The organism is Neptunicella plasticusilytica (assembly GCF_047922965.1).
Classification (GTDB): Bacteria; Pseudomonadota; Gammaproteobacteria; order Enterobacterales; family Alteromonadaceae; genus Neptunicella; species Neptunicella plasticusilytica.
In genome coordinates, this window is the sequence record NZ_CP150481.1 from 2,157,268 (window position 1) to 2,184,112 (window position 26,845).

The following is a 26,845-nucleotide window of genomic DNA, read 5'->3' on the forward strand; positions in this document are numbered from 1 at the left end:
CCCGACTCAATCCAAAAAAGAACACCATAAAAAACCTGTCAACAACATATTTATTTAAGTTGACTTAACTATATATTTAATTCACATCAATAGTAAAGAAAAGTGGTGGTATGCTTAATGAAATATTTAAGTTTGGAGTTAATATGGCACTCAAAGACGTTATAAAAGACGCAAGGCTGAAGCAGAACTTAAAGCAAGAAGATGCTGCCGAAGCAGTTGGTGTGACGGTTCAAACCTATAGCAAATGGGAAAATGGAAAAACAGAACCTAAAGCATCACAGATCGTGAAAATAGCTAAAACGCTGAATATCTCCATCAAAGAAATTTGCACAGGGAGAGTAAGCAGTAAATCAGACCCAATGAGCTTTATGCGTGAGATATCAAAACTGTCTCAGCATGTCAGTGAGTTCGACCAGAAAATGGCAATATGGGAAGCAATAGATGATGACGCAACCTATCTGAATATCCTCAAAGGATATAGTCCCTTACCGGAAGAGATTAAGTAGAACACCCCCTTTGAAAGTACGCAATCCGCACTAGAGAACCATACACAATATATATCTATATGTTGTGTATGGATAAGTCATCAATCGACCGACACAGCAAGTTTGCTTGCGAGGAAAGGTGGATTAAAAAGACTGGTTTAGCAGGGCGCGATTTAGCCTGCAGGCTGCTTTTATGGCTTGGTGGCGCGTAGATACTCCTTCACTGTCATTCTGGCCGAAAAAGGCGTTTACCGCTTCGCTGCATGCCCTAAAGGGCATCAAGTAAGATTAAGATAGGAGCCGTAAAAAACTAAAAGCACACCAAAAACTTGCCAGTCAATGCTACCAATAGCGAAGTGTTCCACCTTATTATTTAAATCAGAGAGTTTATTATGACTTTCCGAGATCAATTCATTTAACTTAGTTTCTTGCTTAGAAAGCTTGGTTTCAATGCCTTTTTTTATAGCCTTCATCTGATTTCGCTGCTGAATAAATTGTTTCTCCATATGCTTGTAGAGTTCATCTATAGTAGCTGGAGGAGGCTCCACCACTACCATAGTGGCCACCGCGTTCGCACCGATCCCGATAGAAGCATTGGCAGTAAATGCGTGTGTCTCCCGCTGGATAAAAGGGTTGGTGCGAAACGTCATTTTATAATACTCGAAAAAACTGACTCCCTTAAATCTAGACAAATTAGAGTTAATTGAGAGTAAAACAATAACGGCACCTAGCATGCTTATAAATGCGGATAAACGAGATTCAAATGTATTGTTATCTAAGCAAGCAATGCCTATGTCAAAACAAGGTAAATGAATATATAACTGATGTGTAATCAATATGACAAGGAAGATGCAAAAGAGCTTGTAAGTCCTAATTACCCAGACTAAAAACAAAGGAATTATTTTAAAATTATTCATCACACAATAAACCGAATATTATATTTAGTAGCAAAACAATGGCACAGACTGCGACATGAATAAAGACATCAAAATAACCACTGAACAACAACTATTTATCGTACGCTTACCTTGCAGATTGCGCGGTACCTACGTTACATGGTTGATGGGATTTGACCCCTACTTCCTCATGAGTCGCGAAACTTACTACCGTCACGCCAAAGAATTGGCAAAGAAATATGGCGTAGAAATCCGCAAAAATAGTCCCTATTATCAATAGGATAGCCAGACTAACTTATATACATTATAGGAATATTTATATATTCGAGGATGAATAAGAGTCACCAAGTATTAAGTTGTCTTACGACATATGTTGAGGCTCTAAAATATGAAAATGATAATCGTGATTTGGCCAATCAGAGTATCGGCGGACATCACGTCCGGTCGATACTCTGATTGGCCAAATGAAAGTAATTAAATAGATGTAGAATTTTCAGGAGCAAAAAATGTGGGATATTGTTCTTTGATTTGCTGTCTAACATCGAGCAACAAATTTTTAAATCGTGCATCTTCAAGTTTGGAAAGTTGAACTGTCACAAACACATACAACTCTAAAATATCAGTCATATCGAGTTCCAGCTCTAGGAATTGATTTTGTGTGTAATCCATTAATTCACCTCAAACAGCAGCTTTAGCAGAATAATGGACCATGTTTTTATCAAAGGCCCAATCAGGAATTGAAGCTGCTTTAGCTTCAAGAATTCTAAACATTGGAATGACATTACTGATTGCTGATTCACATGGCCTCAAGTCAATATTAATGCCATGAACCATTAAGTCCTTACGATGACGATAATACGTTGGCTTAGACATCATCGAACGCAAGTCATGCCCTTCAGTCCATAGCGTATAAGTACTTAGTAATTTGTTAGGTAATTTAGACGTAATTTGGTTGTTGAGCCGTATTTGTTCGGCCATGTCTATTCTCCCCAAGTAGGTGTTAAAAACACTTTGCACAAGCGCCGGATTAAAATCTTTAGCCTGAAGTAAATCCAGCTTAGTCAATTCTTTGCCATGCAATCTAAGTTCAATCCTTAATTTATTGTCTGCCCATAACTCTATCCCCTTGTTAATTAACGGCTCAGGTAAGCAACCGCTCTTCGTTTTGATTTCTTCAGCTTTGCAATACAACTTGATAGCCCAACGTTCAGATGTTTTCCCAAAGTAAAGCGTTCCCCCTTTCATAGATGGCCTTCCGTGGCGGGTTTTAGCCTTAAATTCCATTGCGCGAATGAAAGCCAGTACGTCAGCCCGTGTTGGCAATTCAAACGAATAATTAATATCAAGCATCCCAACATCATAAAGCCCATGCTTAATTTGCTTTAATTCATGCATTGTTGGTGTGAAATTGAATTGCTTAACAATAACTTTAAATGTGTCATATATAAGTGAGACAAGATCATCAGAACCAAATACATTATGACCCTGAAGGAACTTTGATGGATTGCCACTGACCCATAAATGGGTTGCCATGCCCTGCCCGTTTCCACCGGTACTCTTTATTGAAATCTTTTTCTCGTAACTGCCCGTAGCCTGTTTGCGCTTCGGGGTTCTCCATTCAACCTGGCCATCCTCATCCATTGAAAAAATCTCACCTGCATTAAGTGGACAATGAACAAAAGGAAGTGATACGCGAGCCCAATCAATCAAGACTATTTACTCAGCATTAGTATCAAAATGAGACAAAAGTCGGGTATTACTAGACTCCCGACTCAATCCAAAAAAGAACACCATAAAAAACCTGTCAACAACATATTTATTTAAGTTGACTTAACTATATATTTAATTCACATCAATAGTAAAGAAAAGTGGTGGTATGCTTAATGAAATATTTAAGTTTGGAGTTAATATGGCACTCAAAGACGTTATAAAAGACGCAAGGCTGAAGCAGAACTTAAAGCAAGAAGATGCTGCCGAAGCAGTTGGTGTGACGGTTCAAACCTATAGCAAATGGGAAAATGGAAAAACAGAACCTAAAGCATCACAGATCGTGAAAATAGCTAAAACGCTGAATATCTCCATCAAAGAAATTTGCACGGGAGAGTAAGCAGTAAATCAGACCCAATGAGCTTTATGCGTGAGATATCAAAACTGTCTCAGCATGTCAGTGAGTTCGACCAGAAAATGGCAATATGGGAAGCAATAGATGATGACGCAACCTATCTGAATATCCTCAAAGGATATAGTCCCTTACCGGAAGAGATTAAGTAGAACACCCCCTTTGAAAGTACGCAATCCGCACTAGAGAACCATACACAATATATATCTATATGTTGTGTATGGATAAGTCATCAATCGACCGACACAGCAAGTTTGCTTGCGAGGAAAGGTGGATTAAAAAGACTGGTTTAGCAGGGCGCGATTTAGCCTGCAGGCTGCTTTTATGGCTTGGTGGCGCGTAGATACTCCTTCACTGTCATTCTGGCCGAAAAAGGCGTTTACCGCTTCGCTGCATGCCCTAAAGGGCATCAAGTAAGATTAAGATAGGAGCCGTAAAAAACTAAAAGCACACCAAAAACTTGCCAGTCAATGCTACCAATAGCGAAGTGTTCCACCTTATTATTTAAATCAGAGAGTTTATTATGACTTTCCGAGATCAATTCATTTAACTTAGTTTCTTGCTTAGAAAGCTTGGTTTCAATGCCTTTTTTTATAGCCTTCATCTGATTTCGCTGCTGAATAAATTGTTTCTCCATATGCTTGTAGAGTTCATCTATAGTAGCTGGAGGAGGCTCCACCACTACCATAGTGGCCACCGCGTTCGCACCGATCCCGATAGAAGCATTGGCAGTAAATGCGTGTGTCTCCCGCTGGATAAAAGGGTTGGTGCGAAACGTCATTTTATAATACTCGAAAAAACTGACTCCCTTAAATCTAGACAAATTAGAGTTAATTGAGAGTAAAACAATAACGGCACCTAGCATGCTTATAAATGCGGATAAACGAGATTCAAATGTATTGTTATCTAAGCAAGCAATGCCTATGTCAAAACAAGGTAAATGAATATATAACTGATGTGTAATCAATATGACAAGGAAGATGCAAAAGAGCTTGTAAGTCCTAATTACCCAGACTAAAAACAAAGGAATTATTTTAAAATTATTCATCACACAATAAACCGAATATTATATTTAGTAGCAAAACAATGGCACAGACTGCGACATGAATAAAGACATCAAAATAACCACTGAACAACAACTATTTATCGTACGCTTACCTTGCAGATTGCGCGGTACCTACGTTACATGGTTGATGGGATTTGACCCCTACTTCCTCATGAGTCGCGAAACTTACTACCGTCACGCCAAAGAATTGGCAAAGAAATATGGCGTAGAAATCCGCAAAAATAGTCCCTATTATCAATAGGATAGCCAGACTAACTTATATACATTATAGGAATATTTATATATTCGAGGACGAATCAAAGCCGTTCAGCCAGATTTGGTTGTTGTCGGGTTTTAGCTGGGTTATTTAGTTGGTTTCGAAATTAGCTGCTACGTGAAATCTGCAACAGGATTTGGCCGTTATTTTATTCAGCAAAAACGCTGTGTGGTTAGATCAGGGTTTAAAATCAATCTCGGATGGTGCGTTTGCTTATAGGATAAGAACTTAGCAAGAAAATTTGATTCTGAGGTTTGTAAAACTGACGGTTAATTAATCGTGCGCTACATAAAATTTTCCAAACTTTGCGAGCCTAACTCGCCAAGATTTTACGCAGCGTGATTTGGTTTTCTTGGCTTTTTCAAAACACCCACCTGATAACTTCGCTGTCATTTCGGGTGCTTCATACTTTGCCCAATATTCGCCAACATAGAACTAATATCGAAGGATTAAACGCATGCCTTAGCAGACTGCTATACTCATATGCACTCGGTATTTTTTCGCAAAAAAACTGCGTAAAGCTGAACAAATTCATTCTGTTAATACTCAAGGAATAAACTATGTTAGGTGAAAATCACTCTCTAATGCACGACTTCCCGGAGCACAAATCTACCATCGAGACTCTGGTTAAAAGCGATAAAGCCTTTGCTAGCAATATGAAACAGTATGACGCTCTAGATAAAGAGATAAGAACGCTGGAACTCAATAATTCCCCTGTAGACGATGAAGCAATGGCTCAGAAAAAACACCAGCGGGCCATGCTAAAAGATGCTCTTTACCAATGCCTGTTAGCGGCAAATTAAATAGCTTTATTAAAAAGTTTAATATGTTGGATATGGCGGATTGTCTTGTTCGCTGTTAGCAACAAGTATTGCCTTGTTGTATGGGGGGACATTTTACCGTGCCATAGGAGCAAAACACACAGCAATCACCTTTGCGTGGTTTTAAAACCCTATTACAACCTTCACATAGGTAAAACCACTGACATGCATCGGTTGGCATTTTTTCCGTTTTAATATGCCCACACTCGGGGCACGTGATGGCTGAATAAAGTTCGATATGTTGCATAATTAGCCCTTAATTTTATGCTGCCAATCAAACTGGCCAAATCAACTTCTTGTAATTCACCCTTCGCAAACGACTAACGGTCGTTTACACAACTACCCTATTACGTCCGGTTTGTTTAGCTCTATACAAGGCATTATCGGCTCGTTTGAACAAACTGTCGGCATCGTCATTAACTGCAAAACTCGCTACACCAATACTCACAGTAAATGTGGGTAAGTCATTTTCTGTCCCGACTGAAATATGTTGACGTAATGCCTCAGCGGTATTGAAGGCATCATCTTGATCAATGTTACGGAGTAATATAGCAAACTCTTCCCCGCCCAAACGGAATATGTGATCTGTAGCGCGTAAACGTTGACGTAAACTATTGACCAATAATCGCAGCACGTCATCTCCCGTATCATGGCCATAGGTATCATTAATCTTTTTAAAGTGATCGACGTCTAAAATCAACAAGCTTAGTGCACTGCCGCGAGCGGCCAGTTTTATTTCTACTTCAATTTGCTCATCCCACTTATGCCGGTTATAAGCATTGGTTAATTTGTCGCGAGTGGCTAACTCCAGTAAGTGTTGCTGGACTTCTTCACGATCGACTAAATCTTGCGATAACCGATCCATCATTTGTTCCAGCTCATGTTCTAAATCACTAAGCTCATCCTGGTGTTGGCTGTTTTTCTTGTGTGTAGATGAATTGACACCTTTAATGGAATGACTCAGTACCTGCACCTGCCCTTGTAATGCGCCAATCCGATGACGGAAAGACTGAATGATATAAAGTGTTAAATAGATGCCGATACATAGGCCGCTAATGCCAAGTACGGCATTAACCAGCATAAATTCCTGCTCATGTTTTTCTGCATATTTAGCCACCTCAAGCGTTAAATTCTCCAATTGTTGCAACAGTTGACTTACCTGTTTATCTATTTCGTCATCTTGTTGTTCAATATTTTGCCAATTTGGAGGCCCGCTATGAGCGTTAATCGCAATGGTAAATTGCTGCTCAAAGTTGAGCCGAGCCACCTGTAAATCCTGCAATACTTTGATGACAGAGTGATGCTCAGTTAATTTTAACCTTACCCTGTCATTTTTCATGCCGTCCTGAATAATGTTCACAGCTTTATTCAACTGATCATTGAGCTTTTGGCTATAACCATTAAATTCATCCAGCAAACTTGGAGCGTAATCACTTGAGGTGTTTGTGTTAAACATACTCAAGCGCACTTTTTCCATTAGTATGTGTTGGGTTAACTGTAAACGTTCAACATTGGCAATAACCTCAGTTAGCGGAATATCAACTTCCGCCACTTCACGCATTTCAAGATCGATTTGTTGCAACTTGTACACTGAATAGACAATTACAAGAAATAAAAACGACAGCAAAATTGCTGATAAACCACCAATTTTGCGGGTTAAGGAGAATTTAAGCCAGTTCGACATCGGATCTCATCAGACAAATTAAAAACAAAAGCCTAACAGATTCATATAGTTGAAACATAGTGTAGGCATCAATATTCGGCAGTGTATTGCATATACAATACACTGCCGAACCCGATCCACTACGACTGCGGCTTTGTGGTTAATGGTATTATAAGCTTAGGTTCAAAAATGATATTGAGCTGTTAACCGAATGGTGCGCGGTTCGATAGGATGAAAATGATTATCTTCGATGCCATCTGCCGGCTCACCAGGTAAACGTGATGCATAAAAGTAGTCAATGTCATGATCCTTGCGGTCAAACAGATTGAGTAGTTCCAACTTTAAGCCAAAAGCTCCCCAGTTTTTGCCAAATTGAGCATTGACGATGCTGGAAGGCTCGGATTTTATTTGGTCATTTTCCAGTAATGGACGCTCACCAAAATGACGTAATCTGGCACTGGCAAACCAGCCGTTTTCAAAAACAGCAGAGGCTCCAAGCTGTAACACCTGATTGATTGCGCCGGGAACTTTATCGCCATCCTCACTGTAGTTGGTAAACTCGGAATCGGTCACGGTGTATTCAAGATCCAGTGTCCATATATCATTAATGCGATAATAACTTGTAAGTTCAATACCTTTACGTTTGCTTGGGCGGCTGGCTTCGGTATTGCCTGCATCGCCGACAAACAATAGTTCGCTATCCAGTGATAATGTCCAAAGCGATATCGACGAATTGAAGCTTGAGCCTACATTAAATCGCATACCTAATTCGGCACCATGCGATTTGACCAGCGGATCAACCGGATCAATTTGGCTGCCATCATTAGGATCAACAACGCTGGTAGTGCCTCGTGCATCATTGGAATGGAAGCCCTGCCCTGCGGCAATATACACTTCTGCGGTATCGCTTAGTTTGTAAGTCGCGCTGCCCTTAACTGATAGCAAATTGGCGTCACGTTGGCCGTTATTGGCGGATAAATCCACGTCATTAATATTGTGGTCAATTCGGCTGGTCACATCAAAGTCATAATAGTCATACCGCAAACCAACGGAAGTGCGGAAATTATTGCTCCAGTCGCGCTCATTTTTGGCGTAGAGCGCCCAACTCAATTCATCGACCTGATCGCTACGGACAGCCCCCCGGCGCTGCTTGTCGGTGCTTTTATACAAACCGACTTCACCAATATCGTCATAACGGGTTTCAAACCCCAAGGTGGTTCGCATAGATTGGGCATCGATATGCCAATGGCCGGATGCGCCGTAAATACGCCTATTATCCACTTGTTCAAACTGGTCGCCATTAACCGGATCATCTAAGAAATAGGTGAAGTTGGAAAACAGATCAAGGTCGTAGTCAATCGCATAAACCGATAATGAACCCTGCTGGGAATCCCAGTTAGCACTTAGGCTATAACGACTGGAATCGCCGCCCAGACTTGGATCAATAGAACCCAATTGATCAATTAAGCCCGAATCTACCGCACGTTGCGGGATCTGATCGGCACTGTTCCAGCTATTATCGTAGGCCATCGCTGTAATGGACAATTCTCCACCCCAACGCTGTTGTGAATGCTTCACCAAGACATTGATTTTATCCACGTCTTCATCAATATCAGTCCAGGGGCCGGCATAGCTTTGCTGTTCGATTGCATACAGCAGCTCGCCGCCCAGTACCTTAGCCTGACTGTTCGCCAGTAATAACCGCTGATACTGGTCTTCCCCCAAAGTAATTTGAGCAAAGCCCTGTTCTAGCCTGGATTGCGTGTTAAAAAAAGCGCTGCCAGCACCGGAAAAATCACCGGTTTCGGCATAATATGGGCCTTTTTTATAGGCCATATTGGCAACCAGTTCGGGAATAATAAAATTGATATCGGTATAACCTTGTCCATGACCGTGAGTGCGCATATTAACTGGCATACCATCGACGAAAGTGGCAAAGTCAGTACCATGATCCAGATTAAAACCGCGCAAAAAATATTGGTTGGCTTTACCGCTACCGCTATGTTGGGTGGCGACCATTCCAGGCACCAGCTCCATTAACTCGCCGGTACGCAGTAATGGACGTACACTGATTTCCGCCTCACCGACAAAGCCCTCGGAGGCAGAGATAGCCGAACCGATTAAATCCGTGTCATGGCCCAAAATAGTGATTTTCTCAATCTTGTCGTCGGCAACAACTTGCGCTGCGATGGTGGCAAGTAATACGGCGCTGGCAATCATATGTAATCGGGGCTGTCTCATTATTAATATCACTTCCTGATTCATCTATTGTTATTCGATATTCTATGGCTGGAATACGCAAAAAATGCGGACTCTACTATTAAACGTGCGAATCGCCAAACTGGATGCGCTAAACAAAACAAATCCCAGGATTAACGTTGAATATCAATGCAGTTTGGTTTCTTATAGCGCTTTTACTATCCAAGTGGTTGTTGGTATGACAAAAAATGTGGTGATTATTGGCGCTGGCTGGCTGGGGCAAGCCCTGGGTCAGAAATTATCGACTGGCGGATTGGCTGTGCAGATGACAACCCGCAATCATACCAGGGCCACACAGCCTGGTTGGGCATTATTTAATGCTGACAATGATGATCTTCAGCACAATATTTCATTACAAAAGGCAGTGTGGATATGCTGTCTTCCTGCCGGCAGAACGCCAGAGAGTCAAATGTCCTACCGGCACTATTTAAAAACAGCCATATCGCTGGCTAAAAAACTGAATATGAATGCTTTTATACTCTGTTCAACAACCGGCGTTTACACAAATAATGCCGGATTACATCAAGAAAGTGACGATATCTTTGCCCAGTCAGAGCGGCAGATACGCCTGTTGCAAAGCGAAACGCTAGTTACCGAGCTGGGTGAATTGGGCAAAGTGGTTAGGTTGGCTGGTTTATTCGGCCCTCAACGCCACCCTGGTCGATTTTTCGAGCATAAATCTCCCCGTTCCAATGGCGCAGAAACAGTAAATATGATCCATCAAACCGATGCCGTTGATGCAATACATTTTATCGTCCAACACCTTGACCAGACGCCACCGATTGTGAATCTGGTTATGCCGGATCATCCAACTAAAGCCGAGTTTTACCAGCAAGCGGCACAAGCACTAAACCTCCCTGCCCCAAAATTTGAAATCGGTGAAGCGAAACAACGGATAATATCCAGCCAATTACTATTCGATTTAGGCTATCGGTTTGGTTTTGATAGTTTGTATGCCGCATTGCAGCAAAGCTGAGGGATTATCTTTTACCTTCCTCAAGGGCTTCCTACACAGTATGTTGTGGTGTTATCACGTTGTAGGTCGGGCTTTAGCCCGTCTTAATCTGCTGTGGTATTATTGTTTTCTTTTTTATTCTTATCTGGATGTTGTAAATGACAATAGGTGTTGGCGGCTCGACCGCTGAAATTGAACTAGCAAAACTAACCGATATGACTATGGGTATTCAGCCCATTAGTGTGGATGAAATACGCCTGCGTCAAGGCAAAGCCTGCCGATTAATGCGGGAGCAACATATCGATGCGCTATATCTTAATGCTGGAACAAATCTGACCTATTTTACCGGTTTAAAATGGTACGCCAGCGAACGTCTGGTAGGTGCGGTACTCACCGCCAACGGTGAGTTGCATTATATTGCCCCTGATTTTGAGCAGGATTCACTATCTGATTTTATGCAAATCGAAGCCCCCTTTCACGGTTGGCAGGAGCATGAATCACCTTATTTGCTGTTAGGTGATGTACTTGCTCAAGCAGGTCTGGCAGCAGCAACATTGGCTATCGATTCGAGCAGCGCTTTTTTTGTGGTAGATGGTATTGCAAAAGCCAATAAAAATTTAACGCTGGTTAATGCCGATTGTATTACTGCGCCTTGTCGGGAACAGAAATCTGCCGCAGAAATCGCTTTGATGCAACGCGCCAAGGATATGACATTAGAAGTACATAAAGCCACGGCACGCTTATTACGCCCCGGGATCAGCACAACCGAAGTCACCCAGTTTATTAATGAAGCCCATAAAAAGGTCGGCGCGTCTGGCTCTTCTTTTTGTATTGTGCTGTTTGGCCTGGCGACCAGTTTCCCGCATGGCGTGAAAAATCCACAAATACTGCAGGGCAATGACTGGGTTCTAATTGATACAGGATGTTTGTTGTACGGATATAACTCTGATATTACCCGCAGCTATGCCTTTGGACAGGCAACAGAGCGTCAACGTTTTGCCTGGCAGTGTGAAAAAGATGCCCAGTTGGCCGCCTTTAATGCCGCACAGTTAGGCCAACCTTGTGAATCCCCCGACCTTGCAGCACGGCAATCCTTGCAAGCCAATGGTTTTGGGCCTGATTATCATGTTCCCGGATTACCTCATCGTACCGGCCATGGTTGTGGTTTAGACATCCACGAAAGTCCTTATCTGGTGCGCGGTGATACCACGCCACTTAAAGCCGGCATGGTGTTTTCTAACGAACCTATGCTGGTACTGCCGGGCGAGTTTGGTGTGCGGCTAGAAGATCATTTTTATATGACAGACAACGGGCCACAATGGTTTACCCAACCCAGCTATTCGGTTGATGATCCTTTTGGTTATCAGGCCTAACAATGTTCGTTATGCATGCCTCGATTGAGGCATGGTCCCTTCCCTGATTCAATATTCCTATGCTTTATGGTTTGTTTCATCTTAAAATTATTCTATTATTTAGAATAAATGGCGCAATTATTACTAATTTTAATTCTAATTAAACTGACTAAAATCATCCTTAATCTCAGTAGTAAGAGAGAAAAGCAATTAAATTTTTATAATTAACAGGATGAACCCATGAACATAATCAATATAGTAAACAAAAATGAATCACTGTCGTCTGTCGCATCGTTGCTTGGCCGCATTGGCTTATCAGCAATTTTTATTTTGTCAGCATTAAACAAGATCCAGTATTTTGAAGGTAATGCCCAATATCTGGCCTCCGGTGGATTACCTGAAGGTTTATTACCTCTGGTGATCGTGTTTGAACTGGTGAGTGGCGTGTTTGTGTTAGCTGGCTTTTTTACTCAAATTACCGCTATTACGTTAGCTGGGTTTAGTATCGTCAGTGCCCTGCTATTTCACTTTAATTTGGGCGACCAGATACAGTTTATAATGTTCTTCAAGAATATTGCCATGGCGGGTGGATTTATGGCCCTTGCCGCAGCCGGGGCTGGCAAGTTCAGTCTTGATCAGCACTTTGCCAAGCGCTAGTAAAAATCTAAAAAAAGACCGGTAACGGTCTTTTTTACTTTGTAAGGAATCAACAATGTTAAAAGCGACACTAGAACAATGGCGGATGTTTCGTGCCGTCGTTGATTACGGCGGTTTCAGTCAGGCCAGTCAGGCGATATATAAAAGTCAGTCTTCGATACATCATGCTGTACAAAAGCTGGAAACCTCTTTAGGTGTCCGGCTTTTGGAGGTTAAAGGCCGCAAGGCCGGTTTAACCGAGGCGGGAATATTAATGTTGCGTCGCGCCAACTATTTGCTGGACGAAGCCGCCAAGCTCGAAGCCGTCGCTCACAGTCTAGGTGAAGGAACCGAGACCAAGATCAAAATTGCGGTGGACCAGGTTTTTCCGCAAGAACTGCTATACAAAGTGCTGGATGCTGTCTCATCCCAGTATCCGTTGTTGCGGATTGAATGGACCGAAACCGTGTTAGGTGGTGCAAAAGAATTATTGCAACAGTCGGCCGTCGATATTGCCATTTCACCTTTGCAATTAAACGATGTTTTTAACGAACAACTCTGTCAGCTGGAGTTTATCGCCGTTGCTCACCCTGCTCATGGTTTGCATCACTATGAGCACCCTTTGAGCTTTGAAGATCTGAAGTCCCATCGACAAATTGTGGTAAGAGATTCGGCCATTCAGGATAATCAGGACATGGGATGGCTGGATGCCAACCAACGCTGGACAATTAGTCACTTACGCACATCAATCGATATGATCAGCAAAGGTTTCGGTTTTGCCTGGTTACCTGTACCGGCTATTCTGGAACAACTGAAACTGGGGATACTCAAACCACTTCCATTGCAACACGGACTAAAACGCAGTGGTAACCTGTATCTGCTGTTTAATGACGGCGATTGTCTTGGCCCGGCTGCACGGGCTTTTATTGGTGAATTACGCTATCACACGCAAGACCTGCCCACTTTTGAACTAGCTTGTGCAGATAATTCTATTTAATAGAACGTTATAAGCAATTAATAGTGATTTTTATTCTCTAAAATGGGATTTAAAATTAACTCACACTTTGGAGGCTGTTTATTCATTTTAGGAGTGAGTTATGCAATATGTACGAAAGGCAACTGAACGGGGCAAGGTCGATTTGGGCTGGTTGCAAAGCCAGCATAGTTTTTCCTTTGGACACTATTATGATCCCAAGCATATGGGGGTTTCTGCATTAAGGGTAATTAATCAGGATCAGGTGCAGCCTGGCAAAGGCTTTGAAACGCATGGACATAAGGATATGGAAATTATTTCCTATGTCATCGAAGGGGCATTGGAACATACAGACAGTACCGGTAATCGCTATATTGTGCCAGCCGGCGATATCCAGTTGATGAGTGCAGGTAGTGGTATTATGCATTCAGAATTTAACGCGTCCAAGGTTGATCCTGTCCGGTTTTTACAAATCTGGATCCAGCCTAATGTCCGGGGTATTTCGCCCGGTTATCAACAACAGAAAATATCCCAGCAAGGGCAACTGACGCCACTGATAACGCCGGACGGGCGAGATGGCACCCTGTCTATTCATCAAGATGCGGTCGTCTCCAGACTGATCCTCGCTGAAGGTGACACTGTTAGTCTTGCTACGGCGCAACGTCAGGGATATCTGCATCTGGTTGCAGGCAAACTTAGCGAGGCACAACATTCGTTTGCTGCCGGCGACGCATTTGCACTTGGTCCAAATGAAGAAGTGACCCTGCAGGCCGATGAAGCAATAGAAGCGTTATGGTTTGATCTGCCCTGAATAACTCAAGCTGCCAGGCAGTTGCCAATAGCGGCTTTTTATATCAAAAATGGTTCCGCGTAACCCAGCAAGTGAATCATAATGTATTGTTTTACATAAAATAATTACACCAAAGTCTGTTCTCGCTGAATCACCCTATTACGCCCTGCATTTTTTGCCTGATACAAGCCAGTATCGGCGTTATTGTTCTGTATACACAGCCTGGCAAATTTTCCGTCTAACTAGGGCTACTTTACGGCTCTGTTTAAAACTTTATAAGATACTGTTCCGCACCAGGCGATTACAGGCTTGGTAAAATAACTACTGCTCAAGATATTTTGTTACATAAATTGGCTTAATGACCAGCAACACATATTCACCGGATCGACTATGTTCAATATCAGGTATAAAGATTTTCACTAACAATTGGTCAGAATTACTAATTTTCATTTTAATTGAATCCTTTTTCTACTCATAAAATATATAACTTATTGATTTTAATTGTTTATTTTATGTGGCATAAAGTGTGCAAATAAGTAGACACGATAGGCTATTGACAGCGTATTTAAGCCAAGCCTCTGATATCAGCGGCGGGTCAAACGAAAATTTAAAATGATTTAGGGGAATCACACATGCAACGCCATTTACTCAAATCTGTACTACTTTGCACAATACTGACCAGCACGGCGTTATTGTCCGGTTGCGGAGATGCGGAAGCGACTAACAGCACAGAGAAAAAAGAAGAGGTTATCGCCATTCCGGTTGAAGTCGCCAATATCCAACATGGTCAGATTTCATCTAATTACGCGACCACAGCGGTGCTTGAGGCCAAGGAAGAAGCTTTTGTGGTGGCTCGTGCTTCCGGCATTATTCACGAGATTATGGTTGAAGAAGGTGATTATGTAGAGAAAGGTCAGATTCTGGCCAAGCTGGAAACTGAACGTTATCGCCTAAATCTGCTTAAAGCCCAGGCCAATTTGGTCGGCATCGAAAAAGAACTGAATAAAATTAAAGATGTATACTCTAAAAAGTTGGTCAGTGATGATACCTACGACAAACTGGTCGCCCAGTATTCATCAGCAAAAGCCTCGTTGGAGCTGGCTCAGCTGGATCTGGAAGAAACCACTATTCTGGCTCCCATTGCCGGCTTTATCGCCGAACGTAACGCCAAAGTGGGTAATTTGACCGAATCGTTTCAGCGCGAACGGATGTTCCATATTGTCCAACAAAAACAGTTGTACGGCATTGTCCATTTACCGGAGAAAGAACTTGCCCGAGTCCACAAGGGACAAAATGCCACGTTGAATATGACCGCCCTGTCAGATCAGAGTGTCGCCGCTTATGTAGAGCGCATCAGTCCTGTGGTTGATTCAAAAACCGGTACATTCAAGGTCACACTAAGCGTTCCCAATCAGACCAATTTGCTTAAAGCCGGGATGTTTGCCCAGGTCAGACTCAATTACGACACCCATGACAACGCCATTTTACTGCCTCGTCAGGCATTGTTGGATATTGATAATCAACTCAACGTGTTTGTGGTCAAGGACGGTGTTGCGACTAAAACGCCTATCAGCATTGGTTATCAGGAAGAAGGGACGATTGAAGTTATCCAAGGCCTGAATGGTGATGAGCAGGTTGTTATCACCGGCCATCATAACCTGAAAGATAAAGCCCCCGTAGAAATCGTCAACGGTTAAGGAACTGACCATGAGTATTGTTGATGTTGCTGTTAAGCGACCCGTTAGCGTATGGATGTTTACTTTTGCTATCTTGCTGTTCGGCTTTGTGTCGCTATCGCGTCTGGCACTGAATTTATTGCCCGAATTATCCTACCCTACCCTCACCATCCGCACCGACTATGAAGGCGCGGCTCCGGGAGAGCTGGAACAACTGGTATCCAAGCCCATTGAAGAGGCTATTGGTGTGGTAAAGGGCGTTCGTCGAGTCGAATCTATCTCAAAAGCCGGTCAGTCTGATGTGGTACTCGAGTTTGAATGGGGCACCGATATGGATGTCGCCAGTCTGGAGGTACGCGAAAAACTGGATGTACTGTGGTTGCCTCTGGATGTGAAACGGCCGTTATTATTGCGCTTTAATCCCAGTCTGGATCCTGTTCTGCGTTTTGGCTTTGGTCGCAAACTAGCCGAAGGAAGCGATGGTGCCTCGGCGCTAAATATCGATCAAATGAAAACCCTGCGCACTTACGCCGAAGAGCAAATAAAACGCAAACTCGAATCGGTCACAGGTGTGGCTTCAGTTCGGGTTGGTGGTGGACTCGAAAATGAAATACAGGTGTTGTTTAACCAGGATCAGGCTAGCCAACTGAATATCAAAGTGGAAGATATTATTAATCGCCTAAAAGCTGAAAACGTCAATACCTCTGGTGGGCGGGTTGAAGACGGAAATCAGGAATATCTGGTGCGTACCTTAAACCAGTTCGAAACTCTGGATGAGATGCGCGACGTGTTTATCGCCACCCGTGAGGGGCGACATATCCGCCTGGGCGATATCGCCGAAGTCAGGGATGCCTATAAAGAACGCAGTTCTATCACCCGTTTTCAGGCACTTGAAGGGGTTGAAATTGCCATCTACAAAGAAGGTGATGCCAATACCGTTCAAGTAGCCAAAAATGTTCAAATCCGTCTTGAGGAAATCAACAAGGACTTGCCGGAAAACTACCAGTTACAATTGGTTTACGACCAGTCCCGCTTTATTTCCAACGCCATTAATGAAGTTAAATCGGCCGGGATCATCGGTGGTATTCTGGCCATGCTGGTGTTGTATTTATTCCTGAAAAACATTTGGCCTACCCTGATTATTTCGGTATCCATTCCGGTATCCATTATTGCCACGTTCAACCTGATGTACGGCAACGACATTAGTCTGAATATTATGAGTCTGGGCGGTATCGCGCTAGCAATCGGGCTGTTGGTGGACAACTCCATTGTCGTGCTGGAGAACATTGATCGTTTGAAACAACAAGCTATTCCCATCGATGAAGCAGCAGCTAAAGGCACAAAAGAAGTGTCTACCGCGATTATTGCCTCGACGTTAACCACCATGGCAGTGTTTTTCCCACTGGTATTTGTCGAAGGGATCGCCGGCCAGCTGTTTAGCGATCAAGCATTAACCGTGACCTTTGCATTAGGTGCATCGCTATTGGTGGCATTAACTATTATTCCGATGATGGCAGCGAGGGAAAAACAGCAGAGAGCTGCCGATAAGCTTGATTTGGGTGAACCTCGACAAGAGGTTAAACCGGACACCAGACTGGGCAAGACATTTTTCTATCTGTTGTGGCCATTCAGAAAATTGTTTTGGCTGATTGGTCAAGCTATTTACTACGTTAGCCTGATGATCAGTAGTGCTATTGTTAGCCTGTTTCGCTTGGTGAGTATGCTACTGGGCAAGCTCTTTACGCCGGTTCTCTGGTTGTTTGACAAGACATATACAGCGCTTAGTGGTGTTTATCAACGAGGGTTAAATACAGCTTTAGCCCACCGCATGACGGTATTGGTTGGTATTTTAATCCTGTCAGCAGGTTCGGTTGTGCTGTTGCCCCGCATTGGTATGGAGCTTATTCCATCCATGGCACAAGGCGAGCTTTATGCCGAAATAACATTGCCTACCGGAGCCAAGTTGGAAAATACCGACGCGGTACTGGAAAGTCTGGCCCAGTTTACCCAAACATTACCGCAAGTCGATCGCACTTATTCTCTGGCCGGGACCGGGAGTCTGATGAACGCATCCCCAGGCCAGGGCGGTGACTACTGGGGACGCTTGAATGTAGTACTTAAAGCAGGCAGTGGCACTGCTGATGAGCAACAAACCATCCAGTCGATGCGCCAGTTTCTCGCCAACAAGGCGGGTGTTGAGGCTAAATTTGGTAAACCCGAGTTATTTAGCTTTAGCACACCGCTGGAAATTGAAATCAGTGGCTATGATTTGGGCATGTTACGCCGTTATAGCGATAAATTAGTGGCGCTGATGCAGCAGAATGAGCGTTTTGCCGATGTAAAATCGACCTTGCAGGCCGGTAATCCGGAACTACAGATCTACTTTGATCATGCCAAGTTGGCACAAATTGGTTTAAATGCGCCGGATGTGGCAAAAATGGTGGCGGCAAAAGTCGGTGGCGAAATTGCCAGCAAATTTACCATTAACGATCGTAAGGTCGATATTCTGGTTCGTACCGAAGAACGTCAACGGGATTCGGTAGAGGATATTTCACAAATGGTTGTCAATCCCGGTAGTTTGCCTTCTGTCCCTTTAAATGCAGTAGCTGATATACAGATGTCAATTGGACCGAGTGAAATCACCCGGGTTGGTCAACAACGGGTGGCGGTCGTGTCATCAAATTTGGCTTATGGTGATTTGGGAGAAGCCGCGCTGGAAGCCAGGCAGCTGGTCAGACAGCTATCCCTACCTGTCAGCATGAAGGCCCGTGTTGCCGGTCAAAATGAAGAAATGCAGGTATCTTTTGAATCACTTAAATTCGCTCTTATTTTGGCGGTATTTATGGTTTACCTGGTTATGGCGTCCCAGTTTGAGTCCCTGCTCCACCCGTTCCTGATCTTGTTTACCGTGCCGCTGGCCTGCGCGGGTTCTATCTACGGACTGTATTTATCCGGCACCAACGTCTCGGTGGTGGTGTTTATCGGACTCATAATGCTGGCAGGTATTGTGGTCAATAACGCGATTGTGCTAATCGACAGGATCAATCAGCTGCGTGAAACTGGTGTAGAAAAGTCCCAAGCGATTTTTGATGCGGCCCAAAGCCGTTTAAGACCCATTTTAATGACAACCCTAACCACCACCCTGGGCTTGTTGCCGATGGCGATTGGTTTGGGAGAAGGAGCAGAAATACGCACGCCGATGGCAGTTACGGTTATTTACGGGCTGTTGTTCGCCACCCTGCTGACGTTGTTCTTGATACCGGTGTTATATAGCTTGTTTGACCGTAAGCAGTTTAATAATGTGGAGATGGCCCATGAATAAGCTTGAATCCATGGGTGCCGGTTTGGCCAGCTTTGCGTTGCGCCGCCCGGTGACGGTTTGCATGCTGTTTTTCTCGATGCTGATGCTAGGACTAATGGCCAGCCGCTTGTTGCCACTAGAAAGATTCCCTGCCATTGATGTGCCTTTTATCGTAGTGGTAGTTCCCTATGAAAATGCCACGCCGGTAGAAGTGGAAAAAATGATTACACGTCCGGTGGAAGAAGCGCTTGCCACTATGTCCGGCATCACCAAAATGCGTTCCCGTTCCAACGAAACCAGTGCTGAAATTGAACTGGAATTTAAATGGGACGAAAACCTCAAGGCTAAAAGTGTTGAAGCTCGCGAAAAAGTGGATTCCATCCGGCATATGTTGCCGAGCGACGTGGAACGGGTGCTGGTGTATCAGTTCAATACCTCCGATGCGCCTATTTTCCAGTTCAGAGTTTCCAGCGAACGCGACTTGTCCAACGCTTATGACTTGCTGGAACGTAATCTTAAAATGCCACTGGAACGAGTAGCAGGCGTATCCAAAGTGGAACTTTACGGTGTACAAAAGCGGCAAATCTCTATTCGGCTGGATTCCGAGCGCATGGCCGCTATGCATGTGGATACGTTGAAACTGGCGAAAAGCCTGAAAGACGCCAACTTCTCCATGTCAGCAGGCCATTTCTATCAACAAGACCAAAAAATATCGGTCAATCCCATTGGTGAGTTCCGAAGTAAGCATGAAATCGAACAGCTGTATATTTCTCGCGGTATACAGCTAAAAGATATTGCGGATATTGAATATGAAGCGCCTCGACGTACAGAAGGCCGGCATTTAGACCAGACATATGCTGTGGGTTTTAATATTTTCCGCGAATCCGGTGCCAACCTGGTGGAAGTATCACAACGGGTTAACAAAGTGATCAACGAAGCCAAAGCCGATCCCGCCTTTAATGGCATTAATTTATTTATGATGGATGACGAGGCACATAGCGTTACCCAGTCACTCAGTGATTTACTGGACGCAGGTCTTATCGGCGCATTGTTGTCGATTATGGTGTTGTACGCTTTTTTACGCCAATTCACTACCACCATGATTGTAGTGTTATCCGTGCCCTTCTCTATCTGCATTACCCTGGCCTGCATGTATTTTATGGGATATACCCTGAACATTCTGTCAATGATGGGTTTGATGCTGGCGGTTGGAATGCTGGTGGATAACGCAGTGGTAGTCACCGAAAGTATTTTTCAGGAAAAAGAACACACTGCCGATCCGGTAGCTGCCACCAAAGCTGGGGTCAGTAAAGTCAGTATGGCGGTTATCGCGGGAACCGCTACCACGGCGATTGTATTTTTGCCCAATATTGTCGGTAAAAAAATTGACCTGACAATTTTCCTTGAACATGTGGCCATTGCTATCTGCATTTCGTTATTTGCCTCGTTACTGATAGCCCAAACCTTAATCCCGCTGTTGGCCGCCAAAATAAAACCCAAACAGACAAATCAACCGGTTCAGCCCAGCCGTTATATTAAATGGTATGAACGCGTACTGAAATGGACCTTGTTGCATCAGGGTAAAACCGCATTTATCGCGGTGCTGATTCTGGTCAGTACGGCTATTCCGATGGGGGTAGTGACCAGTGACGAAGAGCGGGATGACAACAACAACCGGATTTGGCTGAATTACGGTATGAACAGCAGTTATTCTCTGGAAGAGGTAGAAAAAACGGTTAACAAGATGGAGGCCTATTTATTCGCCAACAAGGAAAAATTTTACATCAAACAGGTTTACAGTTATTACAATCCCGGCCACGCTGTTTCTGGTATCACCTTAATTGATGATTTGCCGGTCAAGCAGGCCGAGGTCAAAAAAATGATTAAAGACGGCTTTCCGGCCTTTGTCAGAGCCAACCCCTCGTTCCAGTGGGATCAGGGCAACGGTGGTGGTGTACGTATGACACTATTGGGCCAGTCGTCGGATACGCTGATGAAAGTGGCTAACCAGATCGTGCCGACACTCGCCAATATTGAAGGCTTAACCGATGTTAAAACCGAGCTGGACAGCCAGAAATATGAATTGCAATTGCAAGTCGACCGCCGCAAAGCTTATCGTTTCGGTCTCAATGTACAGGATATCGCCAATATAGTCGCCACAGCGTTGCGTGGTTCCAACCTACGGACTTTTCGACACGCGGAAAGTGGCGAAGTCAGCGTCAAGATGATGTTTGATGAAAAACTGCAACATTCAGTTGAAGAACTCAAACGCATGACGATTAAACAGGATGATACCCACAACGTGACGCTGGATATGGTCGCCGACATGACAATCCAGCCCAGGCTATCCCAAATCAACCGTCACTATCGACAAACAGCGCTGGCAATTGGTGCCAACCTGGAAAAAGATGTCACCATTGAGCAGGCCAGAGAACGCATTGAAAAAGTGATGAACAATATGCAGTTACCGGCCGGCTATAACTGGACACTGGACGGCAGTTTCGAGCGCCAGCGCGAAGAACAGGCAGTCATGCAAACTAATATGTTGCTGGCGGTATGCATGATCTACGTCGTCATGGCAGCTTTATTTGAATCTATTTTGTTACCTACCGCGGTGATTACCTCCCTGCTCTTTTCCTTTACCGGAGTATTTTGGGCGTTTTTATTAACCGGCACATCCATGTCAATTATGGGTATGATCGGGATGCTGATTTTAATGGGGATTGTGGTGAATAACGGTATTGTACTGGTGGACAGGATTAATCAGTTAGTGAACTCGGGATACACTGTGCCTGATGCAATTATTGAAGGTTGCCTTAACCGGATCCGGCCAATACTAATGACGGTGGGTACCACTGTATTGGGGTTAGTACCGCTGGCATTAGGCGGGACGCAAATTGGTGGTGATGGACCTCCCTACTCGCCGATGGCGATTGCGATTATAGGCGGACTGATTTTCTCGACCATAACCAGTTTGTTTTTGGTGCCACTGGCTTATTTACTACTGCTAAAATTACGCCGCAAAACCGCCAATATGATTGCCCGCAGTAAACTGATGGTCAATCGGGTTATTAAAGCCTGATGACGCTATCTTTGTTCTGGCACATACCAAAGCTCGGGATCGTTGGGCGTTAATTTGGGCAGATACGGATTATCCAGTTGATAGATAATCCGTTCTGGCATATTGGCGGCTTCCAACGCCGCCTGATGTTCGGGAAACTCAAACAAAAATTTGTCAAAACGGCCGTCGCTTATCAGCGTTCTTAATCCCTTCTCGATGTCGTGCGCCAGTCGTACATTGCCCTTTTTAACAAAGTAATAGATGGCTGTTCGGTAATACAGCATATGTTGCGGTTCGATAACCAGATTATCAAAATGATAATAGTTTAATTCGGAGTGCGCTTCGAGCACGGAACGGGGAAAATAATCAAAATGGCCGGCACTTAATGTTTTATAAATGGTGTCGTACCAGTAAGTGGTTTCTACCGGAAAACCGTTGTACTCAAGCACGTCTACATCCGGCCAGCCGTTACCTTGCACAGCCTTGAATTTCTTTAACTCTCCTTTAAGTTTTAAATTGGCAAATCGGGGCTGGTCGTTATTGCGAATAACAAAAATACGATAGCCCAGCAAACCTTTAAGAAGCGGAATACGGATAGGCAGTGCCTGTAATTCCCTTTCGTTAGTGGTCATGGTCCACATCAGATCCATATTACCGGAATCCAAAAATCGCACTTGTCGTTGTTGATTCATTGGCAGATAAATTGGCTGGAGAATATACTCTTCTCCAGAGGCAGATAGGGCTAATCGCAATAATTCAACAAAATAACTTTTTTGTGGATCGTTATCATTGGTCTGATTACTGATATATCTGACCGGCTGAGGAACTCCCTTGGCGGAATAACTGTATCCCACCACTAGCACACTAATGATTATTACTGTCCCGAATACCTTCATCTATTCTACTTATCGTTATGGAAGCAAATTCGGCAGTTCCCGCTATGGACGGTTCCTTGTCTCCTTTTTACACTGCCGGAGATTCTATTTGTTTAATTATTGCACAGTTAGTATTCGATGTTTTAACTTTTTTGCCGGTATTCGCCCTCCTAAAATGGACCGAAGTAATTAAATTTAATGATGTAAATATTTGTTTATTAACGATATTTTATAAAAATCAAGACAATATCATTCTGATTTAAACTTTCTACAGTTTAATCTCGACTTAACTTTTGATTGTTCTTACTTCAAGAGTTAACCATGAAAATTAGTGATACTAGTGGTCAGGATGTTGTTCTGGCCCCGAAAAGCAAAAACAAAACCTATCTCCTGATTAGTTTGGCCGCATTGTCGGTATTAATTTTTACCATCTGGCTTATGCCTACGCTGAGTAACTGGTCTAACGCCGAAGCGTCCATCAGTACACAGCGTTTACGCCTCGCAACCGTGACTCAGGGAGACTTTGTTCGTGATTTATCAGTACAAGGCCAGGTCGTTGCTGCAGTCAGTCCCAGATTGTATAGCACCGCACAAGGCACTATTACCTTTGAAGTCGATGCTGGCGATCAGGTAAGCAAAGGACAGATTCTGGCAACGATAGACAGTCCGGAATTAACCAATCAGTTAAAGCAGGAAGAATCTTCTGAACTGAGTTTGAAAATGGGCCTGGACAGACAGCGTATTCAAGCTAAGAAACAGGCACTGGAAAATCAGAAGTCGGTGGATATGGCCAAAGTGGCGTTAACGGCTGCAGATCGGGAAAAACGCAGAGCCGATGCCGCATACAAAACCAGCGCCATTAGTCAGATTGATTATGAAAAAGCCCAGGACGAACTGGAAAACGCCCAACTGGTTTACCAGCATGCTGTGGCTGATGCGGATCTGAATAAGGAAAGTCTGTCTTTTGAAATACAGACCATGCAGTTGCAACTTGACCGTCAAACCTTGCTGGTTGCCGAACTCACCCGTAAAGTCAGCGAGCTAACCCTGCGCTCTCCGGTGGACGGTTTAGTCGGTAATCTGGCCGTAGAGCAAAAAAATCAGGTAGCAAAAAATCAGCCTATCTTAAGTGTGGTGGACCTGTCCGAATTTGAAATAGAAGTCGCCATTCCGGAAAGTTACGCCGACGACCTGAATATAGGTATGGATGCCGAAATAGCTCTTAATGGCGAAACGCATTTGGCCAAATTGATCACCATCTCTCCTGAAATTGAGAACAATCAAGTGATCGGCCGGGTGCGTTTTGCCAACCATTCCCCAGCCGGTTTACGCCAGAACCAGCGCCTTACCACCCGTATTCTAATCGAACATAAATCCGATGTGTTAATGGTGCAACGAGGCCAATTTCTGGAAAGTGGCAACGGTAGCATCGCTTATGTCATTAGCAATGGCGCAGCGCACAAACGTCGTATTCATACCGGTGCCCGTAGTTTGGCCAGTGTCGAGATTCTCGACGGACTGCAGCGCGGCGAACAAATTATTATTTCCGGCACGGATCAGTTCCAGGGTGCCGAAACCGTTCTAATCAATGATTAAAAAATAATATTTATTTCAAGGAATAACATCATGCTAGAGATGACTAACGTAAAAAAAATATTCAGAACCGAGTTGGTAGAAACCCATGCACTGGAAGATTTCAATTTGTGCGTGTCAGAAGGTGAATTTGTCGCGGTGACTGGCCCATCCGGCTCAGGGAAAACGACTTTTCTGAATATTGCCGGATTACTGGAAACCTTTGAATCAGGCAAGTATATGCTTGACGGGCTGGACGTCAGTTCACTTAATGACAAGCAGCGTAGTCGTATTCGCAATGAAAAAATTGGTTTTATTTTCCAGAGTTTCAACCTGATCCCTGATCTGAACCTGTTTGATAATGTGGATGTACCATTACGTTATCGCGGCTTTAACAGCAAGGAACGTAAACAACGGATTGAACAAAGCCTGGAACGGGTCGGATTAGCCAATCGGTTGAAGCACCTGCCCTCGCAGCTTTCCGGTGGCCAACAACAGCGTGTCGCCATTGCCCGGGCGCTGGCCGGCGAGCCACGTTTTTTGCTCGCCGATGAGCCTACCGGCAATCTGGATACCAAAATGGCGCAAAGTGTGATGGAGCTGTTGCAGGATATTAACCAACAAGGCACTACTATTGTGATGGTGACGCACGACGCTACCTTGGCTCAACAAGCAAAACGCAATATATATGTGCGTGATGGACGAGTCAGCGAATTACATGATGTTTCCGCTATCCCTGAAGCAGTTAACGGCTAAGGAGCAAATGATGTTTAACTATTATTTACGTCTGGCCATGCTGAGTATCAAACGCAACCCCATCCTCAGCAGTTTGATGGTCATGGCTATTGCGTTGGGTATCGGCGCTTGTATGACCACCATTACCATTAATTACCTGATGTCGGCGGACCCTATTCCGCAAAAAAGTGATAAGTTGTTTTACGTCCAGGTGGACAGCTGGGATCCGAATGATCCATTTGATGAACCTAATGAGCCGCCGGATCAACTGACCTGGACCGAAGCGAAAAACTTTTTACAGGCCAAAAAAGCCTATCGTCAGGCAGTAATGGCCAGCAGCTCAGCCGCTGTTGAGCCGCCAGGGCAAGACAGCAAACCCTATATGGCGGAGATCCGTCTGACCAGTGCGGACTTCTTTGCCATGTTCCAGACACCTTTTTTGTTCGGCTCAGGATGGGATCAAAGCGCCGATCAGAACCGGGAATTTGTGGTAGTAATCAGCCGGGAAACCAATGACAAGGTGTTTGGCGGCGAAAATTCCATAGGTCGAACGATTAAGGTTAAAGGCAATAATTTCCGCGTTGTCGGTGTACTGGATAGCTGGATCCCGGTGCCCAAGTTTTATGATTTAAGCACGGGACAATTTAATGAGCCTGAAGAAATCTTTATGCCTTTTTTGCTTAAAGAAGAGCTGGAAATGCCGCAAGGAGGCAATACCAACTGCTGGAAAAGTCCTGCAGAAGAAGGTTTTAGAGGTTTTCTTAACTCCGAATGCGTCAACTACCAGATGTGGGTTGAGCTGCGAGATGACGCTGAAAAGCAGCAATATATGGATTATCTCAACAGCTATGTCGAACAACAGAAAGCCTTTGGTCGCTTCCCTCGTCCATTGAATAACCGTTTGTCCGATGTAATGGAATGGATGGAAATCAAGCAAGTTGTCGCCGATGACGCACAAATTATGCTGTGGTTAAGCTTTATGTTTTTACTGGTATGTTTGCTTAACACCATTGGATTGCTATTGGCCAAGTTTACCGGTAAAGCGGCTGAAATCAGTTTACGTCGTGCCGTTGGCGCATCAAAAAGCGATTTATTTAAACAGCATCTGGTGGAAACTGCCTGCATTGGCCTGGCCGGCGGTATTGCCGGTATAGGTTTGGCATTAATCGGATTACAGGGGATCAAAGCCCTTTATGGTGAGTTTGCTGATCGGGTAACCTCGCTGGATTTCAATCTGGTGATGATTGCCATGATCCTGGCGCTACTTTCCAGTATTGCTGCTGGACTTTATCCGACCTGGCGTGCATGCAGCATTCAGCCTGCCAGCCAATTAAAAGATCAATAGGAACATAAA

At 44.0% G+C, this 26,845-nt stretch carries 25 protein-coding genes; 17 read left to right on the forward strand and 8 right to left on the reverse strand.

All coding sequences use genetic code 11. The features are described 5' to 3' along the window. The first annotated feature begins 143 nt into the window (after window positions 1–143). A complete protein-coding gene (locus tag V1467_RS09610) occupies window positions 144–506 on the forward strand; it encodes a helix-turn-helix transcriptional regulator (RefSeq protein ID WP_416308568.1) in 363 nt (120 codons plus the stop codon). 257 nt (window positions 507–763) lie between these two features. Here V1467_RS09610 and V1467_RS09615 read toward each other — a convergent pair whose 3' ends face one another. After that, window positions 764–1,135, reverse strand: coding sequence for a hypothetical protein (locus V1467_RS09615; protein ID WP_416308569.1), 372 nt, complete (start codon window positions 1,133–1,135; stop codon window positions 764–766). 322 nt (window positions 1,136–1,457) lie between these two features. Between V1467_RS09615 and V1467_RS09620 the strand changes: the two genes are divergently transcribed. Beyond that, the gene (locus V1467_RS09620) at window positions 1,458–1,661 is read left to right on the forward strand and encodes a hypothetical protein (protein WP_416308570.1); all 204 of its coding nucleotides are present in this window, start codon (window positions 1,458–1,460) and stop codon (window positions 1,659–1,661) included. 194 nt (window positions 1,662–1,855) lie between these two features. Here V1467_RS09620 and V1467_RS09625 read toward each other — a convergent pair whose 3' ends face one another. Further along, a complete protein-coding gene (locus tag V1467_RS09625) occupies window positions 1,856–2,050 on the reverse strand; it encodes a hypothetical protein (RefSeq protein ID WP_416308567.1) in 195 nt (64 codons plus the stop codon). Between the two features lie 9 nt (window positions 2,051–2,059). Continuing rightward, window positions 2,060–3,091, reverse strand: coding sequence for a phage/plasmid replication protein, II/X family (locus V1467_RS09630; protein ID WP_416308571.1), 1,032 nt, complete (start codon window positions 3,089–3,091; stop codon window positions 2,060–2,062). 199 nt (window positions 3,092–3,290) lie between these two features. Here V1467_RS09630 and V1467_RS09635 point away from each other — a divergent pair, with 199 nt between their 5' ends. Together V1467_RS09635 and V1467_RS09640 are read left to right on the forward strand one after the other, a co-directional pair. Then, a complete protein-coding gene (locus V1467_RS09635; RefSeq protein WP_416308572.1) occupies window positions 3,291–3,488 on the forward strand; it encodes a helix-turn-helix transcriptional regulator in 198 nt (65 codons plus the stop codon). Window positions 3,489–3,514: 26 nt separating this feature from the next. After that, a complete protein-coding gene (locus tag V1467_RS09640) occupies window positions 3,515–3,652 on the forward strand; it encodes a hypothetical protein (RefSeq protein WP_416308573.1) in 138 nt (45 codons plus the stop codon). Between the two features lie 257 nt (window positions 3,653–3,909). Here V1467_RS09640 and V1467_RS09645 read toward each other — a convergent pair whose 3' ends face one another. Beyond that, on the reverse strand, window positions 3,910–4,281 hold the full coding sequence (locus V1467_RS09645; protein WP_416308569.1) for a hypothetical protein: 372 nt from the start codon (window positions 4,279–4,281) through the stop codon (window positions 3,910–3,912). A gap of 322 nt (window positions 4,282–4,603) precedes the next feature. Between V1467_RS09645 and V1467_RS09650 the strand changes: the two genes are divergently transcribed. After that, a complete protein-coding gene (locus tag V1467_RS09650; RefSeq protein ID WP_416308570.1) occupies window positions 4,604–4,807 on the forward strand; it encodes a hypothetical protein in 204 nt (67 codons plus the stop codon). 575 nt (window positions 4,808–5,382) lie between these two features. After that, window positions 5,383–5,625, forward strand: a complete 243-nt coding sequence (locus V1467_RS09655; protein WP_416308574.1) for a YdcH family protein — start codon at window positions 5,383–5,385, stop codon at window positions 5,623–5,625. A 55-nt stretch (window positions 5,626–5,680) separates the two neighbouring features. On the opposite strand, the gene V1467_RS09660 is transcribed toward V1467_RS09655, so the two are convergent. The 3 genes from V1467_RS09660 to V1467_RS09670 form a co-directional block, all read right to left on the reverse strand. Further along, window positions 5,681–5,890 (reverse strand): GDCCVxC domain-containing (seleno)protein, encoded by a 210-nt coding sequence (locus V1467_RS09660; RefSeq protein ID WP_416308575.1) that lies wholly within the window; start codon window positions 5,888–5,890, stop codon window positions 5,681–5,683. Between the two features lie 84 nt (window positions 5,891–5,974). Then, the gene (locus V1467_RS09665; RefSeq protein WP_416308576.1) at window positions 5,975–7,327 is read right to left on the reverse strand and encodes a GGDEF domain-containing protein; all 1,353 of its coding nucleotides are present in this window, start codon (window positions 7,325–7,327) and stop codon (window positions 5,975–5,977) included. A gap of 162 nt (window positions 7,328–7,489) precedes the next feature. Next, entirely contained in the window at window positions 7,490–9,526 is a 2,037-nt protein-coding gene (locus V1467_RS09670; protein ID WP_416308677.1) for a TonB-dependent receptor, read from the reverse strand. An 85-nt stretch (window positions 9,527–9,611) separates the two neighbouring features. Here V1467_RS09670 and V1467_RS09675 point away from each other — a divergent pair, with 85 nt between their 5' ends. From V1467_RS09675 to V1467_RS09710, 8 genes are all read left to right on the forward strand, one after another. After that, window positions 9,612–10,541, forward strand: a complete 930-nt coding sequence (locus V1467_RS09675) for a hypothetical protein (RefSeq protein ID WP_416308577.1) — start codon at window positions 9,612–9,614, stop codon at window positions 10,539–10,541. 137 nt (window positions 10,542–10,678) lie between these two features. Beyond that, window positions 10,679–11,893, forward strand: a complete 1,215-nt coding sequence (locus V1467_RS09680; protein ID WP_416308578.1) for a M24 family metallopeptidase — start codon at window positions 10,679–10,681, stop codon at window positions 11,891–11,893. Window positions 11,894–12,112: 219 nt separating this feature from the next. Then, the gene (locus V1467_RS09685) at window positions 12,113–12,529 is read left to right on the forward strand and encodes a DoxX family protein (RefSeq protein ID WP_416308579.1); all 417 of its coding nucleotides are present in this window, start codon (window positions 12,113–12,115) and stop codon (window positions 12,527–12,529) included. A gap of 55 nt (window positions 12,530–12,584) precedes the next feature. Beyond that, on the forward strand, window positions 12,585–13,505 hold the full coding sequence (locus V1467_RS09690; RefSeq protein WP_416308580.1) for a LysR family transcriptional regulator: 921 nt from the start codon (window positions 12,585–12,587) through the stop codon (window positions 13,503–13,505). 100 nt (window positions 13,506–13,605) lie between these two features. After that, entirely contained in the window at window positions 13,606–14,292 is a 687-nt protein-coding gene (locus tag V1467_RS09695; protein WP_416308581.1) for a pirin family protein, read from the forward strand. 611 nt (window positions 14,293–14,903) lie between these two features. Next, window positions 14,904–15,968 carry an efflux RND transporter periplasmic adaptor subunit gene (locus V1467_RS09700; RefSeq protein ID WP_416308582.1) on the forward strand — a complete coding sequence of 355 codons (1,065 nt, stop codon included), beginning with the start codon at window positions 14,904–14,906 and terminating at the stop codon, window positions 15,966–15,968. 10 nt (window positions 15,969–15,978) lie between these two features. After that, window positions 15,979–19,269: an efflux RND transporter permease subunit gene (locus V1467_RS09705; RefSeq protein WP_416308583.1), complete on the forward strand. Its 3,291-nt coding sequence runs from the start codon at window positions 15,979–15,981 to the stop codon at window positions 19,267–19,269. Beyond that, the gene (locus V1467_RS09710) at window positions 19,262–22,330 is read left to right on the forward strand and encodes an efflux RND transporter permease subunit (RefSeq protein ID WP_416308584.1); all 3,069 of its coding nucleotides are present in this window, start codon (window positions 19,262–19,264) and stop codon (window positions 22,328–22,330) included. The genes V1467_RS09705 and V1467_RS09710 overlap by 8 nt, the downstream gene beginning before the upstream one ends. Before the next feature lie 5 nt (window positions 22,331–22,335). Here the strand turns inward: V1467_RS09710 and V1467_RS09715 are convergent, their stop codons facing one another. Next, complete coding sequence (locus V1467_RS09715; RefSeq protein WP_416308585.1) at window positions 22,336–23,205, reverse strand: hypothetical protein; 870 nt, start codon at window positions 23,203–23,205, stop codon at window positions 22,336–22,338. Between the two features lie 300 nt (window positions 23,206–23,505). Here V1467_RS09715 and V1467_RS09720 point away from each other — a divergent pair, with 300 nt between their 5' ends. Genes V1467_RS09720 through V1467_RS09730 form a run of 3 tightly spaced genes read left to right on the forward strand, consistent with a single transcriptional unit; the run spans window position 23,506 to window position 26,836 of the window. Then, window positions 23,506–24,780, forward strand: a complete 1,275-nt coding sequence (locus V1467_RS09720; protein ID WP_416308586.1) for an efflux RND transporter periplasmic adaptor subunit — start codon at window positions 23,506–23,508, stop codon at window positions 24,778–24,780. A gap of 30 nt (window positions 24,781–24,810) precedes the next feature. Then, window positions 24,811–25,512 (forward strand): ABC transporter ATP-binding protein, encoded by a 702-nt coding sequence (locus tag V1467_RS09725; protein WP_416308587.1) that lies wholly within the window; start codon window positions 24,811–24,813, stop codon window positions 25,510–25,512. A gap of 10 nt (window positions 25,513–25,522) precedes the next feature. Continuing rightward, entirely contained in the window at window positions 25,523–26,836 is a 1,314-nt protein-coding gene (locus V1467_RS09730) for an ABC transporter permease (protein WP_416308678.1), read from the forward strand. The last annotated feature ends 9 nt before the right edge of the window (window positions 26,837–26,845 follow it).

Bases quoted from the DNA above. Each gene is read 5' to 3' on its own strand.
- V1467_RS09725 (WP_416308587.1), top strand. From the start codon at position 24,811: ATGCTAGAGATGACTAACGTAAAAAAAATATTCAGAACCGAGTTGGTA.
- V1467_RS09705 (WP_416308583.1), top strand. From the start codon at position 15,979: ATGAGTATTGTTGATGTTGCTGTTAAGCGACCCGTTAGCGTATGGATG.
- V1467_RS09660 (WP_416308575.1), bottom strand. From the start codon at position 5,890: ATGCAACATATCGAACTTTATTCAGCCATCACGTGCCCCGAGTGTGGG.
- V1467_RS09645 (WP_416308569.1), bottom strand. From the start codon at position 4,281: ATGACGTTTCGCACCAACCCTTTTATCCAGCGGGAGACACACGCATTT.
- V1467_RS09635 (WP_416308572.1), top strand. From the start codon at position 3,291: ATGGCACTCAAAGACGTTATAAAAGACGCAAGGCTGAAGCAGAACTTA.
- V1467_RS09655 (WP_416308574.1), top strand. From the start codon at position 5,383: ATGTTAGGTGAAAATCACTCTCTAATGCACGACTTCCCGGAGCACAAA.
- V1467_RS09665 (WP_416308576.1), bottom strand. From the start codon at position 7,327: ATGTCGAACTGGCTTAAATTCTCCTTAACCCGCAAAATTGGTGGTTTA.
- V1467_RS09710 (WP_416308584.1), top strand. From the start codon at position 19,262: ATGAATAAGCTTGAATCCATGGGTGCCGGTTTGGCCAGCTTTGCGTTG.
- V1467_RS09670 (WP_416308677.1), bottom strand. From the start codon at position 9,526: ATGATTGCCAGCGCCGTATTACTTGCCACCATCGCAGCGCAAGTTGTT.
- V1467_RS09730 (WP_416308678.1), top strand. From the start codon at position 25,523: ATGTTTAACTATTATTTACGTCTGGCCATGCTGAGTATCAAACGCAAC.
- V1467_RS09695 (WP_416308581.1), top strand. From the start codon at position 13,606: ATGCAATATGTACGAAAGGCAACTGAACGGGGCAAGGTCGATTTGGGC.
- V1467_RS09685 (WP_416308579.1), top strand. From the start codon at position 12,113: ATGAACATAATCAATATAGTAAACAAAAATGAATCACTGTCGTCTGTC.
- V1467_RS09615 (WP_416308569.1), bottom strand. From the start codon at position 1,135: ATGACGTTTCGCACCAACCCTTTTATCCAGCGGGAGACACACGCATTT.
- V1467_RS09690 (WP_416308580.1), top strand. From the start codon at position 12,585: ATGTTAAAAGCGACACTAGAACAATGGCGGATGTTTCGTGCCGTCGTT.
- V1467_RS09720 (WP_416308586.1), top strand. From the start codon at position 23,506: ATGAAAATTAGTGATACTAGTGGTCAGGATGTTGTTCTGGCCCCGAAA.
- V1467_RS09680 (WP_416308578.1), top strand. From the start codon at position 10,679: ATGACAATAGGTGTTGGCGGCTCGACCGCTGAAATTGAACTAGCAAAA.
- V1467_RS09675 (WP_416308577.1), top strand. From the start codon at position 9,612: ATGCGGACTCTACTATTAAACGTGCGAATCGCCAAACTGGATGCGCTA.
- V1467_RS09640 (WP_416308573.1), top strand. From the start codon at position 3,515: ATGCGTGAGATATCAAAACTGTCTCAGCATGTCAGTGAGTTCGACCAG.
- V1467_RS09610 (WP_416308568.1), top strand. From the start codon at position 144: ATGGCACTCAAAGACGTTATAAAAGACGCAAGGCTGAAGCAGAACTTA.
- V1467_RS09700 (WP_416308582.1), top strand. From the start codon at position 14,904: ATGCAACGCCATTTACTCAAATCTGTACTACTTTGCACAATACTGACC.
- V1467_RS09620 (WP_416308570.1), top strand. From the start codon at position 1,458: ATGAATAAAGACATCAAAATAACCACTGAACAACAACTATTTATCGTA.
- V1467_RS09650 (WP_416308570.1), top strand. From the start codon at position 4,604: ATGAATAAAGACATCAAAATAACCACTGAACAACAACTATTTATCGTA.
- V1467_RS09625 (WP_416308567.1), bottom strand. From the start codon at position 2,050: ATGGATTACACACAAAATCAATTCCTAGAGCTGGAACTCGATATGACT.
- V1467_RS09715 (WP_416308585.1), bottom strand. From the start codon at position 23,205: ATGAAGGTATTCGGGACAGTAATAATCATTAGTGTGCTAGTGGTGGGA.